The 14408-nt window shown below is 45.3% G+C and carries 8 protein-coding genes; all 8 read left to right on the top strand.

Annotation, left to right across the window (positions count from 1 at the left end):
- The first annotated feature begins 79 nt into the window (after positions 1–79).
- On the top strand, positions 80–1033 hold the full coding sequence (locus ACJB0T_RS19720; RefSeq protein ID WP_479290642.1) for a DNA/RNA helicase domain-containing protein: 954 nt from the start codon (positions 80–82) through the stop codon (positions 1031–1033).
- Positions 1034–1079: 46 nt separating this feature from the next.
- Positions 1080–2333, top strand: a complete 1254-nt coding sequence (locus ACJB0T_RS19715) for a DUF6361 family protein (protein ID WP_479290641.1) — start codon at positions 1080–1082, stop codon at positions 2331–2333.
- Entirely contained in the window at positions 2317–4140 is a 1824-nt protein-coding gene (locus ACJB0T_RS19710) for a phospholipase D family protein (protein ID WP_479290640.1), read from the top strand. The genes ACJB0T_RS19715 and ACJB0T_RS19710 overlap by 17 nt, the downstream gene beginning before the upstream one ends.
- Before the next feature lie 38 nt (positions 4141–4178).
- The gene (locus ACJB0T_RS19705; protein WP_479290639.1) at positions 4179–7421 is read left to right on the top strand and encodes a C-terminal helicase domain-containing protein; all 3243 of its coding nucleotides are present in this window, start codon (positions 4179–4181) and stop codon (positions 7419–7421) included.
- Positions 7422–7574: 153 nt separating this feature from the next.
- A complete protein-coding gene (mads1, locus tag ACJB0T_RS19700) occupies positions 7575–7751 on the top strand; it encodes a methylation-associated defense system helix-turn-helix domain-containing protein MAD1 (RefSeq protein ID WP_039469248.1) in 177 nt (58 codons plus the stop codon).
- Positions 7752–7882: 131 nt separating this feature from the next.
- Complete coding sequence (locus tag ACJB0T_RS19695) at positions 7883–9880, top strand: type I restriction-modification system subunit M (RefSeq protein ID WP_479290638.1); 1998 nt, start codon at positions 7883–7885, stop codon at positions 9878–9880.
- Entirely contained in the window at positions 9877–11181 is a 1305-nt protein-coding gene (locus ACJB0T_RS19690; RefSeq protein WP_479290637.1) for a restriction endonuclease subunit S, read from the top strand. Before ACJB0T_RS19695 ends, ACJB0T_RS19690 begins: the two co-directional genes overlap by 4 nt.
- Complete coding sequence (locus tag ACJB0T_RS19685; protein ID WP_479290636.1) at positions 11181–14396, top strand: type I restriction endonuclease subunit R; 3216 nt, start codon at positions 11181–11183, stop codon at positions 14394–14396. Before ACJB0T_RS19690 ends, ACJB0T_RS19685 begins: the two co-directional genes overlap by 1 nt.
- Positions 14397–14408 lie beyond the last annotated feature (12 nt).

Here is a 14408-nt window from a genome sequence, read left to right as displayed (position 1 = left end):
CTTCGGCTAGAGCCACCTCGACATGCTTACGCAAGCTATGCTCCCGTAAGCTCACGATAAGGTCATTGATGGTCGAGTGATGCTCCAAGACCTGCTCCCTTTCAAGAAGGATCTGAAGCGCTCACTAAATTCACGCAGAGAGACTTTTGTCGTATTTGATGAAGCACAGCGAGCGTGGGACAAAGCAAGCCCTAGAGAATCACAATCACCGTCTGAGTTAATGTTGTTTTGTAACTGGCTTGCTTGTCAACCGTTTGGAGTGTTGGTGCTTTTGGTAGGAGATGGTCAAGCGATCCATCGCAATGAGATGCAGTTAGATCAGATGCTAGCAGACCTAGATGCAGCAATAAGAGCGCAAAACGGCAAAGTCATCCCTATTATGCCATCGCTGCACGCCAGTAAAATGCAACTCGTTACGCCAATTAAGAAAGACGTGTATAACCTTAAAACGCCCATTCGGCAGGCCTATACAGAGAGTTTAGACAAGTGGATTGAAGCGGTTCTGTCTAACAATTCTGACCAAGCTCAAAAAGTCGCTTTAGATATTCAGGCTTACTACCCATTGCGACTGACTCAAAACCAGCAAACTGCTGAAACTTATGCTCTGGGTGTACAACAAACTATGCACGAAGGAAACAAGCTTCAAGATGCCTTTAGAACAGGCTGGTTGATGTCCAGCCAAGGTGGCAAGTTTATTGAGGAAGTCCAGAAAGACAAATACAAACCAGGTAAACATATTGGCCCTTGGTACGTTGAGCCGCCAAGTTCTGCAAATTCATGTTGTCAATTTGAAGCGGCTTGTACTGAGTTTAGTTGTCAAGGTTTAGAACTATCACTTGCTCTGTTTAACTGGGGACAGGATATGGTCTATCGCAATGGAAAGCTGGTGGCTGAAGACCGGCGCCAGTACGAACATTTCACAGAGGGTAGTTATAGAGTATTGCTCAGTCGTGGGCGTAGTGGTTTGGTCATAAAGTGTGATGACCAGGAAACGTTCGAATACCTGAAACAATGTGGTATGCAGGAACTTTAAGTGACTGTTGCTAGACAAAAAATTAATATAAAGATGTGAGCGAGTAGTGAGCCGAAAAAAAAGTCTAATTGGCTGGATAGATTTTTCATCCACAGAGCGAGAGCGTGTATCTCAAGTGTTATCCATGTTACAAGAGAAAGGTACACTTGATGAGTTGGGTATAGGACAAATCAGGGATGCCTTTGCCGATCAGCTTTTTCCGGGTTTTTCTACTATCCAAACCCGCGCTAAGTACTTTGTCACTATCCCATATATCTTTCATGACTACCGTAAGTTAGAGCCTAATGAACGGCCTCTTCTGGCTGAATACATTAGCCAGCAAGAAGATAAATTAGCTAGGTGCTTAGTCGAAAACCATCGACATGATATGCCTGATGGGATCATTGGAAAAGAAAGCCTAGAGAAAGGAGTAGCTCGTAAGCCTTCTTCCGTCTACTGGAATGGACTGCGCCAGTTATCCATCGCTAAAACAGAACTGTCGTTAAGAGAGTTTGTTAATCAGTACCAAGAGCTAGCAAACAATAAGAGCGAAGCCCATATCGATGACGATGGACAGCATTCTGATATTGCGCAATTGATGACGAAACCCGATGGTTACAGTGAATCTTGGTTAAACCAAGTATCAATAAAGCTTACACGTAAAGAAGCTGAATTCCTTAAAAATAAACTACAGCTATCGAGTAAGATTGAACATAGTGTCCCCGCTCAGTTGTTTAAGCACAACCTTGTTGGTGAAGCTTTGCAAGTGGCTGATATGGATGTTCATAATGGTTGGCAGGCCGAAGCCCTTTATGAAAAATTAAAAGACTCTCCTATTTCCGAGCAAACGAAAACATGTTTTGAAAACGCGCTGGAATTTAGTTTTGTTCTTGAAGGCGCGCATATTCGTTACAACATCCTCATCGCCCAACGAGCCAAAAATATCGAACAGATTGAACAATGGAATGAAGAGTTTGATGTTTGGTTGAACCAAGCTCATAAACAGCCGACGAGCTTTGAACAGCATAGCATCGATAACTGGTATGAGTTTGCTTTTGGACCACATAAAAGCGCAAACAATCGCACACGTCAGTTTATCGAAAACTGGTGTAGCTTGATTCGCGAGAATGCCTCTGCAGATAAGATGGATGCATGTGTTAAGCAGCAAGCGATAGCGAATAAAGGGGCACGGTGTTTGCTGAAAAAAGCCCTCAGTGAAAACCAAAAGTGGGTTGGAATGCGCAAACTAGAATTTCGTTGGCCTTCTGCCAGAGTCATTTTACAAGATATCCAGGAGGGGCTAGATGTTAGTGCCGGATAAAAATCGCTTAGATTATGGCGAACAGCTTATCGTCCCTGAAGGTTATGAGCTCACTCATGCTATTGCCACGACGTATAGCTTGGACTTGAATACTTTACTGACAGTGCCTATTGCCATGTGTTTTGGCCATACCTTAGAAGGTTCGGTTGAGCACATGAGAATCGCGCTGTTGGAAGCGTTAGGAATGCTGGGAGATAAACTCACAGTTTTCTACCAACAAGGCAATATTAAGTTGCCAGATAAGTACAACAGCTTATTTGGCTTGTTGGAACGCAGCCTCGTGCCCGTAGTTCCAAACGCAGGAGAGTCAAATTCAGCGTTTTCGTCGTTTCACCCGAAATTGTGGTTACTGCGATTCGAAAGCCCAGATGAATACAAAAATGTGAAATACCGTTTGATAGTGTTGTCACGTAACTTAACGTTTGACCGCAGTTGGGATCTCAGCGCTGTCATTAACGGAGAATCAAGAGGGAAGCGCAAGCCAGCCAATCGTCCATTGATTGACTTTTTTGATGAGGTTTACCGTGGTTCTTCAACGCTTTCATTTGGTGATGTAATTGATCCAGAAGAGCTAGTTAGGGTGCATTGGGATAAACCAGATAACATCACTGAACTTGGTTTTCTCTCTACTGTTTTTGATAATGACAATAAACGACTGCATCCAATTCGTTTAGAGCATGGTAATCAAGCCATGCTTGCCGTATCACCTTTTATTCGAGGAGGTGGCAAAGTTGGTGCTTTAGATTGGCTTAGTAACTTTGCTCCTGATGACCAACGTTACTTATTTAGCCGCAAAGAAGAGCTTGATATGGCGGGCGAGAAAGCGTTGGAGGGTTGGCACTGTTATGCACTTAACGAACACCTCATCGATGCAGAAGAAAATGAGGAAATGGACCAGTCCCCATTTGTAGAAAACGACCTCAACTTGCATGCAAAGTTATTGGTTGTCGATGAAACTGATTCCACTTCTAGCTGGCACCTTGGTTCTGCGAATACAACTCAAGCAGCGATGGGAGACGTCTCCAATAGCCCGAGAAATAGTGAATTCATGCTTCGTTTAACGGGCTCTAAAGATCACATTGGTGTTCATTCACTGATTAAGCAATGGGTTAATGAGCATGGCACAGGCTTATTTACAAAACATGAGTTCAGCGAATTAGAAGAAACTGAAGGTGAAGGCTCTGATCGAGCACTTCGTCTATTAGAGTTCAGCCTAATTAGTACAGATTGGAAGCTCAACGTTGATATATGTGGTGATGATGAATATCAGCTGACCTTAAATGGGGCTCTGGTTGAGACTCCGGAGAGGTTTGACGTTAAGGTTTCGACATTGAGTGCATTACAGCCCCGAGCTCTAACTCCAGAGGTTATCTGGGATAGCCTTAAACCCTCCCAAATTAGTGCGCTAATCCACTTCGAAATATCTGAAAAGGATTCAGTGGTTAAGAATTTAGTCGTTCAAGCTGAAATAAAATTTAACTGTGAATTAGACCGTGGAAAGGCAATAACCAATGAATTGCTCGAGAATCGCTCGCAGTTTATGAGTTATATCGCCATGCTGTTACATATCGACCCAAGTAAGCAAGATTTGATGAACAATGCGGGCAAGGGAGACGGTGAGGGGGCTGGTGGTGTGTTCTTCACCAAAGACAGTGTGATCTACGAAAAGTTGATGCGAGCGGCTGCGTTAAGTCCGGATTTGTTAGAAAGAATTGATCGTTTACAGGCGCAAGTCGATGAAAAGATCATTCCAGATGAATTCAAGACATTATGGGGCGTCTTCTCGTCATTTGTACCATCCAAGTAGTTAATAAATAGTTGTAAAAATAAGAAGAACACGAAGTAATGACACAAGCGATCCGAGAGCAACTAAACGGTGTATTGACTGGCCTTAAAGATTTTCAAAAGGCAACGGTAGATCTCGTTATAGATAAGTATCAAATACCCGAACATAGCCACAGAATACTTGTAGCTGATGAAGTGGGGTTAGGAAAAACTATTGTCGCCAAAGGAGTCATCGCTCAATTACTGAAAAGACATGTAGGGTCCAACACGACTACACCGATGCGTGTCATCTATATCTGTTCCAACCTTGCATTGGCAGATGAGAATCGCCAAAAGCTGGCGCTATTTAATGGTGAAGATGCAAAGCGATGGGTGAAACCATCAACATTTGGGCGCTTGGTTGAACTGGCTCTAAAGCCGAAAAAATCTGAAATAAACGATGAGCACGTCATTGAAGTTTGTACGTTAACCCCTTCGACTTCTTTTACGTTGACTGCTGGATCGGGTAACTGCCGGGAAAGAGCGATCTTAGCGGTTCTATTGTCTCAAACGACGAACTTATGTGAAGTTGTGGAACCAATTCGTCAGCTATTCAAAACCAACCAGATTACCAAGGAGGGCCGATGGGAAAAAGAATTGGGGGAACTGGATAGGGATTTTGACACTGAACTGTCGGTGTTATTAGAGCTTGAAAGCAGCTTGAGCAAGCCTTGTGAATCTACTGTGTTAAGAGAACACTTTTCATCGCTTCAAGATGCAGCGCTCTACCTAGCTAATTGTTGGAACAATGACTCAGGCGAAACTGATAAGACTAGCCATCTATTTTACCATTTTAGAGTGGAGATTCGTCGACTGGTGGCGCGCTGTTGTGCTGGAAGCTTGCAAGCAGACTTGTTCATCCTAGACGAGTTCCAACGCTTTCAGTCTTTAACAGATCAAAGCTCCGATTCCGAAGAGTCGTTAATTGCTAGGCAGGTATTTAGTGATAAGGACAAAGTCAAAAAAGCAAAATCCAAAGTACTTTTGTTGTCGGCAACGCCTTTTAAAGCGATGACGACAATTAACGATGAGGACGATCAAAGCAGTCATCATGAACAATTGCATAAGTTACTCGATTTTCTATCGCACAATGACGTGGACTTTGTTTCTCAATACGAAATGAATCGTAATCTGCTTCATGGGGATATGTTAACCCTGTCGTCCGGCAATGCAGATTTTAAGTCTATCAGCGATACCAATGCGCGTTCAGTCGAAAAGTTACTGCGAGAATACATTGCCAGAACTGAGCGGAGCCAAATTAGCAAAGGCTTTGAGCAGCTTATTCATTCCAATGAACTATGTTGTGGTTCTGATTTTAGTGTTGAAGAAGTTCAAGGTTACCGAGCGATCGAAGCGTTAAACGCAGTGCTGCCTAAAGGGCGTGGAGGTGTGTCTCTTATCGAGTTCGCTAAGTCAGCACCTTGGGCTATCTCTTTCCTTAATGGTTATGCTTTTAAGGAACTGTACCACCGTAATATCAATAACCCTGATGTACGTAAGCTACTTGGAAAGCACCGAAGCAGAGAGCACACTCACGCTTGGCTCTCTCATGCGAACATTCAAAACTATAGATTGAACGTTGAACAAAGTGCCCCGAATGCAAAGATCAAAGCGTTAAGTAAAGTGATTTTCGAAGGTTCGCCAGAGAACTTGCTTTGGTCCCCACCTTGCAAACCTTACTACAAGTTTGACGGTGTATTTAAAGGGAATGAGAATTTTACCAAGACGCTGCTATTTTCATCGTGGGCGCTTGTGCCAAAGGCTTTAAGTTGCCTGTGGTCTTATGAGGCTGAACGTCGAGTAATAAAAGGGAAGGGTAAGAGGCCGCAGTACCATAATGATAAAAACGCTTCACCTTTACTTCGATTTGAAGGGAAATCAACTCTCAACGTATGGCATTTACTTTATCCTTGTAAATCGCTAGCTGAGGTGTCGTATTTGGGTGAGAGCCTAGATGAGGTATTGGCTCAACAAAGCATGTTAATCCAGAGTAAATTAGCTTGTTTAAAGCAATATGAAAGTGAAGAAAGGACCAGTAGCGATTGGTACGTGCTTGCTCCTATGCTGCTGGATCGACAAGCTGGGAAGACAGATCATTTCAAGAATTGGTTAGAGGTGATTGAGTCTCGCTTGAACACAGAAGGCCGTATTAAGCATTTTGCCAAAATTAAGCAGTACTTTGAGGGGAGTGAGCCATTATCTCTAGGTAAAATGCCAGATGACTTAGCCAGAGTGCTGGCATATTCAAGCGTAGCGAATCCTGCTACCTGCGCAATGAGGACCATTCAAACTCTATGGTCAGCTGGCATCTCTGAAGTCGACTTGGTGAGTTACTCTGTTCAGTTTGCTGAGCTTACAACCAGGCTGTTTAATCATGAATACACTATTCCCATTGTGAAACGTAACGTTAAACACACTCTGCTATCTGGACAGACGGCTTCACCGGCTTGGTATAAGGTCTTGGTCTATTGCGCACATGGTAACTACCAATCAATGCTGGATGAATACTGTCACTTACTTGCGACATCAGGCAGCGATGTTCATGCCGCAACAAGTAAGCTAGAGCATGCCATGGGAATACGAAGTTCATCCGAGCAGGTTCACTTCTGGGAGAATAGAACAAAAGCGAAAGATAAATGTTCATCGTCTATGCGTTGTCATTTTGCTGTCCCGCTCGGTAATCAAAAACTCAATGATGATAGCGGCTTGAAACGAGTAGTGAGCGTACGTGACGCGTTTAACTCCCCATTTCGACCATTTGTGTTGAGTTCGACATCAATAGGTCAAGAAGGGCTCGATTTTCATTGGTATTGCCGTCGAGTCGTTCATTGGAACTTACCCAACAACCCTATCGATATTGAGCAACGAGAAGGGCGGGTGAACAGGTATAAGTCGCTTGTTGTTCGTCAACGTATAGCAGAAAACCACACTCCAGATTTTGGCAACAAAGCGGATGTTTGGGAGCAGCTATTCGCACAAGCAGCCAATGATGATGCGAATAAAACGAGTGACTTAGAGCCGTTCTGGTTTACTCCTAATGGGAAGGCTCAAATTGAACGAATTGTGCCGACTTACCCAATGAGTAAGGAAGTTGCAAAATATGCGGAAGTGAAAAAAATACTGGTGCTCTATCGTTTAGCGTTTGGACAACCGAGACAGCAAGAGCTCTTGGAAAGCTTCACAGCCTGCGATATAGAAAGTGAAGAATTTAATCGAGTGAAGGACTCGTTGATCATCGACCTTGCCCCTTTGAATGCTATCTGATTTATCCCCACCAGCGAAAGCTGGTGGGGATGTGTATTTTTTCTATGCACTCAGTCTTGTATTGAGTTATCTCACATTGCCGATTCCTCAATTTTCTCATATTCTCTCACTATCGATTCTGACGAATAAAACCAATATGAGATAACACTCTGAATGGTAGACCAAATTTTAACCTTGAAAGAGGTGGCTGCTTACCTAAAGTTGGCCGAAAAAACAGCATATAGATTAGCAAGCGAAGGAAAGCTTCCTGGTTTCAAAGTCGGCGGTTCTTGGCGTTTCAAACGTGAAGACCTTGAGGCTTGGATCGAAAGTCAAAAGCCCAAAAACTAACTAGCGTGATCTGCAAATGCTGTGTCAGGTGATGTTTATTTTCCAGCGAATCAACTCATTGCAGACTGCACACAAATTAATATATTTCACCGCATGGCGGTGAGTCACATCAAAAATTTTCAGGTACCACAATGAAATTACAAGACAAAGAACAAAGCGCCAAACTATCCAGTGCTATTTGGCGTATGGCAGATGACCTATGGGGTGATTTCAAACACACCGATTTTGCACGCATCATACTGCCCTTTTTGCTACTGCGTCGTATTGAATGCGTGTTGGAACTCACTCGTGAAGAAGTACGCAAGTTCTATCTGGCCGAAAAACAATCGGGCATTGACCTTGGTTTAGTGTTGCCAGAAGTCGCGGGATTCGCCTTTTACAACACCAGTGAATACAGCCTGGAAACCTTAGGTGCGTCAGATACAGGCGACAACCTAGAGCGCTACATCAGCCAGTTCAGTAAAAACGTACGCACCATCTTTGATGAGTTTAAATTTGGTCAAACCATTGCCGATCTTGAAAAAGCCAAGCTGATCTACCGCATGGTGAGCTACTTTGCCAATCTCGACCTGCATCCTGATGTGGTCTCTGATCGCGTATTGTCCGACGCCTATGAAGAGCTAATCTTCAAGTTCGCTAGTTCGGTGAATGAAAAGGCAGGGGAATTCATGACCCCACGCGATGCCGTGCGGCTTGCCACCAAACTGGTGCTGGCGGCGGATGAAGATATCTTTAGTGAAAAGGGCGTGATCCGCACCATCTATGATCCAACCTGTGGTACGGGCGGCTTCCTTTCCGATGCGATCAGCCAAATTGAAGAGATGGGCAGCAGCGCCAAAGTGGTGCCTTTTGGTCAAGAGCTCGACCCCGCGACTCATGCTATGGCGCTGACCAACATGATGATCCGTGGCTTTGATGCCAACAACATCAAGCAAGGTAATACCCTATCAGACGATCAGTTGCGTGCCGACAAGTTCCACTATGGCCTTGCCAACCCTCCTTTTGGCATTAAGTGGGATAAAGCCAAAACCGAGGTGACTAAAGAACACAAAAACCTTGGCTACGCTGGTCGTTTTGGCCCCGGTTTACCAAGTATCTCTGATGGCTCCATGCTGTTTTTGCTGCACCTGGTTTCCAAAATGGAAGCACCAGAAAACGGGGGTGGCCGCGTCGGTATCGTGCTCTCTGGCTCGCCACTGTTTAACGGAGATGCAGGCTCAGGCCCATCAGAAATCCGTCGCTGGCTGCTCGAACAAGACTTGGTCGAAGCAATTGTTGCTCTGCCAACCGATATGTTCTTCAACACGGGCATTGGCACCTACATCTGGATTTTGTCCAACCATAAAGAACCAAGACGTAAGGATCAGGTGCAACTGATTAACTTGGCAGACATCTGGACGCCAATGCGTAAATCGCAAGGCAGCAAGCGCAAATATCTCAGTGATGTGCAGATCGACGATATTGTCCGTGCCTACGATAGCTTTGAAGCCAGTGACAACGGCCCTGTTTTTGAAAGCAAAGTGTTTAGCACCACCGATTTTGCCTACCGCAAAGTGACCATTCAGCGTCCGCTGCGCGCCAAACTCAATATTACTGAGAATGGTATCGCCCAGCTGAAAGACTTAGTGGCATTTCAAAAGCTCAAGCCAGAGCAACAAACCGCTTGGGTACAATACCTCACCGATAACCTTGGCCTTCAGCCTTATGAATGGGCTCATTTGGCAGCGAAACAAAATCACAACAAAGGAGACTTTGGTAAGTGCCCGAAAGCACTGGCTACGGCCTTAACTGCGTACTTTGTCAAAATTGATCCGCAATTCGAGCCTGCACTGGATGAAAAAGGCCAAGTAATCGCCGACCCGAAACTCAAAGACACTGAAAGCATTCCCTTTGATCGTGATGTTGAGGATTACTTTGCGCAAGAAGTACTGCCACATGTGCCCGATGCCTTTATTGATCACTCGGTGCGTGATGAAAAAGATGGTGAAGTGGGCATTGTCGGCTATGAAATTAACTTTAACCGCTATTTCTACCAGTACGTGCCACCACGCGAGTTGAGTGCGATTGACGGTGAGCTAAAAGCATGTGAAGCGCGCATTCAGGCACTGCTCAATGAGGTGGCGGAATGATGCGTCCGTACACTGAGTATCAGCAAAGTGATATTAGTTGGTTAGGTAAGGTTCCTAAGCATTGGACCAAGAACAAATTCAAGTTCCTACTAAACGAAAAAACGAAGACACAAAATTTAGAGCTACCTTGTGGTTCTATTAGTTTTGGGAACGTAGTGTTCAAAGATTCAGAACGTTTAAGCGAAGATACAAAGGCTGCATACCAAGAGGTATTGACTGGTGAGTTTCTCGTCAACCCTCTGAATCTGAACTATGACTTGAAGAGTTTGCGAACAGCGTTGGCAGATATTAACGTTATCGTTAGTTCAGGCTATATTGTCCTCAAATCGTTAGAAGTTGTTGATAAAGCCTATCTCAGATGGTTGCTTTATCTGTTTGATGTGCGCCATATGAAGACATTGGGTGCAGGGATCAGACAAACCATTTCTTTCAAAGATATCGCAGATTGTGCTGTTTACATCCCAAACGATTCAGAACAAAGAGCCATTGCGACATTCCTTGATCGCGAAACCCAGCGCATCGACAGTCTGATCGAAGAAAAACAGAACTTTATCAAGCTGCTCAAAGAAAAACGCCAAGCGCTGATCAGCCATGTGGTCACTAAGGGGCTTAACCCCGATGTGGAAATGCAGGATTCTGGTATCGAGTGGATTGGGCAAGTGCCGAAGCATTGGAAGTTAATTACTCACAACTATGTAATTAACAAAATAGAACAAGGCTGGAGTCCTCAAGCAGATAGTCGTCCTCCATCAGGGGCACAATGGGGAGTTACAAAGCTAAGCTCTGTAAAATCAGGAACTTTCTACCCTGATGAATGTAAAGCTCTTCTTGATGGGGACGATCCATCCAAAGGGTTAAAAGTTCAGGCTGATGACTTCTTAATTTCTCGGGCAAATACACCAGAGCTTGTTGGGGATGTTTGCGTCGTAGGAGATATTGGTGATAGGAATATTATCTTATGTGATTTGATCTACAAAGTATCCTACTCAGATGAAGTTTCTAATCGCTACATGATGTATTGGTTCTTGAGCTCTTCCGCAAGAGCTCAGATTAAATTGGATGCTAGAGGTTCTAGCATGACAATGGCGAAGATTTCTCAATCCCATATAAAGGCTTGGAAAATACCACTTCCAACATTATCTGAACAAGAATCCAGTGTGATTTACCTTGACAAGTCGCTTAGCAAAATAGACGAAGTATCTGTCGAAGTAGAACACTCAGTATCTTTGCTCAAAGAACGCCGTACATCACTGATCAGCGCAGCGGTAACAGGGAAAATCGACGTCAGGGAGGCGGTGTAATGGCAGCACATCATGAAGTGCATTTTGAACGATATATTACCGAGCAGTTGGTGAACAATGGCTGGAAAGAAGGCCACTCCAGCCACTATGACCAGCAACGCGCCATTTACCCGCAAGATGTTATGGACTGGGTACAGGCTACCCAACCTGATGCCTGGCACAAGCTGGATAAACTGCATGGCGCGAATATCGAGCAGGTGCTACTGGAGCGTTTAGAAAAAGCACTTGCCAGTAAAACAGGTGGCACCATTAATGTGTTGCGCAAAGGGTTTACCATTGCAGGTTGCGGCACCATTGCCATGGGCCAACGCAAACCCGAAGATGCGCGCAATGAAGAGCGTATTGCCCGTTATGAGCACAACATTTTGCGCGTGGTGCGCCAGCTAAAATATTGTCCGACCCACGAGTGGGAAATTGACTTGGTGTTCTTTATCAACGGCCTACCCGTAGCCACCGCCGAGCTAAAAACCGATTTCACCCAGTCGATAGAATCGGCTATTGCGCAGTACAAGCAAGACCGTTTGCCCGTTGATCCAAAAACCAAGCGCAAAGAGCCGCTGTTAACCTTTAAACGCGGTGCCGTGGTGCACTTTGCCATGTCAGATACTGAAATTGCCATGGCGACCAGACTGGCGGGCGAAAACACCTATTTTCTGCCCTTCAATAAAGGTCATGACGGCTCTATCTCTGATTTACCCGTGCACATCAACTTGCCAAGTGAAGATGGAGAGTACCCGGTCAGCTATTTCTGGCAAGAAATCGCCCAAAAAGATAACTGGCTGCGTATCTTCTATAGCTTTGTGTATGTCGAAACCAAAGAAGTCGCCGATAGCAATGGCAAAGTTCAGCGTAAAGAGACGCAGATTTTCCCCCGTTACCATCAGCTTGATGCGGTAAACAAGATGATTGACGATGCCCGCCAGAACGGTGCAGGCATGCAGTATCTTTGCGAGCACAGCGCAGGCTCAGGCAAAACCTCGACCATTGCGTGGACAGCCCATGATTTGATTCGTTTACGCAGCACCGATGGTAAAGCGGTCTTTAAATCCGTAATCATTGTGACTGACCGCACCGTGCTGGATTCGCAGTTGCAAGATGCGGTGCAACAGCTCGATCATCAATATGGGGTGATCAAGGCCATTGACCGCGAAAAGAGCAGCGAGTCGAAATCAAAACAGCTGACAGAAGCACTGCTAACAGGCACGCCGATCATTGTGGTGACGATTCAAACCTTCCCGTATGCGCTAGAAGCGATTCTGACCAATCAATCTTTGGCACAAAGTAACTTTGCGGTGATCATCGATGAGGCGCACACCTCACAAACTGGCTCTACCGCCAAAGGTTTACGCGCAGCGCTTACGTTAAACCTTAGCCCGGGGGAGTTGGAGCAAATGAGTATTGAGGACATTCTTACTAAGGTGCAAGAAGCGCGTGCCATGCCCAAGAACGTCTCGCACTTTGCTTTTACGGCAACACCCAAGCACAGCACTAAGATGTTATTTGGTCGCCCGAAAGACCCTAGCCAACCCGTGTCAGATGAAAACAAACCAGAATCGTTCCACCTCTATACCCAACGTCAGGCCATTGATGAAGGCTTTATTCTCGATGTGTTGGAGAATTACACCCACTACGATACGGCCTATAAAATTGGTGAGAACAACCTGGATGAGAAGCGCGTAGACAGCAAGCAAGCTCGTCGTGCATTGGCACGCTGGATGTCACTGCACCCAACCACGGTCAGCCAAAAAGTCGAATTCATTATTGAGCACTTCAAGGCCAATATCGCCCACCTTCTGGAAGGTGAAGCCAAAGCCATGGTGGTCACATCTGGCAGGCCGCAGGCGGTGAAATACAAGCTTGCCTTTGATAAGTACATCAAAAAGCATGGTATCGAAGGTATTCAAGCCTTGGTTGCCTTCTCAGGCAAAGTGCCCGGAAAAGATTTGGGTGATGAAGACAACCAAGACCCACTAGGGATTGATTTCGACAAAGAGTACACCGAGTACAACTTAAATCCCGACACACATGGGGCAGATCTGCGCCACGAGTTCGAGAAAGCCGAATATCGCGTCATGCTAGTCGCCAACAAGTTCCAAACAGGCTTTAACCAACCAAAGCTGGTTGCCATGTATTTGGATAAGAAGATCTCAGATGTAGAAGCGGTGCAAACCCTATCGCGCTTAAACCGCACCTACCCAGGCAAAAACACCACTTACGTGATTGATTTTGCTAATGAGCCGCAGACCATTCTCAATGCGTTCAAAAAGTACGACAAAGGCGCGCAGCTCAACGAAGTGCAAGATGTGAACGTCATCTATGACATCAAAGAGATTCTGGATGAGCAAAGCATCTACAACCATCAAGATTTAGAGTTGTTTAAACAAGCACGTGGTAAATCGATTCTCGGCCAGGCACCCGACAAAAAGTCACACGCACACAAAAAGCTGCTTGCTGCCACACAACGGCCTACCGATGTGTTCAATGTTAAGCTCAAAGAGCTGGTTGATGCTGCAAACCATTGGGATCAGCAATACAACAAAGCGCACCTTGCGGGTGATGAGAAAGCGGCGAACTACGCAGAATCGCAACGCAGTGAGTTCACCAAGCAGCGTGAAGCACTGATGCGTTTTAAGTCAGACTTGGCTCGATTTGTTAAGCACTACAGCTACATGGCGCAATTGATTGAGTTTGGTGATCCTGAACTGGAAAACTTTGCCGCGTTTGCCCACTTGCTATCACGTCGATTGAAAGGCGTAACACCAGAAAACATCGACCTCAGTGCACTGGTACTAGAAAAGTTCAAGATAAAGCCTTCTAAAGACGAGCATCCAGATGGCATCGCTTTACCGCTGACTCCGATTAAGCCAAACACTATTGATCCTAGCGACAGAGAGAAGGCATTTCTCGCAGATATTATCAAACGGTTAAATGAGCTGTTTGGCGATGTTGGCGATGAGCCTGGGCGTCGCAACTTTGCCAACGGCACAATTACCCGTGTCACTGAAAACCCGACTGTGGTAGAGCAGGTAGAAAAGCATGAGAAGTCGATTGCCCTCAAAGGCGACTTACCACAAGCGGTGAAGCAAGCCGTTGTGCAAGCTCTGCTGAAAGAAGGCGATATTGCTCGAACGCTACTCAAAGACCCACAGGTAATGGCAAGTTATGTTGAGCTGATTTTTGACATGATGAAGCAAAATAGCAGCGTGAATGAATAAAGAAAGCTTGGT

This window comes from Vibrio sp. CB1-5 (assembly GCF_059412285.1).
The sequence above is the reverse complement of the archived record's forward strand: the minus strand, read 5'-3'. Positions and strand labels throughout refer to the sequence as shown.

Coding starts and splice junctions, on each gene's coding strand:
- ACJB0T_RS19720 (WP_479290642.1), top strand. CDS start 80: ATGCTCCAAGACCTGCTCCCTTTCAAGAAGGATCTGAAGCGCTCACTA.
- ACJB0T_RS19710 (WP_479290640.1), top strand. CDS start 2,317: ATGTTAGTGCCGGATAAAAATCGCTTAGATTATGGCGAACAGCTTATC.
- ACJB0T_RS19705 (WP_479290639.1), top strand. CDS start 4,179: ATGACACAAGCGATCCGAGAGCAACTAAACGGTGTATTGACTGGCCTT.
- mads1 (WP_039469248.1), top strand. CDS start 7,575: ATGGTAGACCAAATTTTAACCTTGAAAGAGGTGGCTGCTTACCTAAAG.
- ACJB0T_RS19695 (WP_479290638.1), top strand. CDS start 7,883: ATGAAATTACAAGACAAAGAACAAAGCGCCAAACTATCCAGTGCTATT.
- ACJB0T_RS19690 (WP_479290637.1), top strand. CDS start 9,877: ATGATGCGTCCGTACACTGAGTATCAGCAAAGTGATATTAGTTGGTTA.
- ACJB0T_RS19685 (WP_479290636.1), top strand. CDS start 11,181: ATGGCAGCACATCATGAAGTGCATTTTGAACGATATATTACCGAGCAG.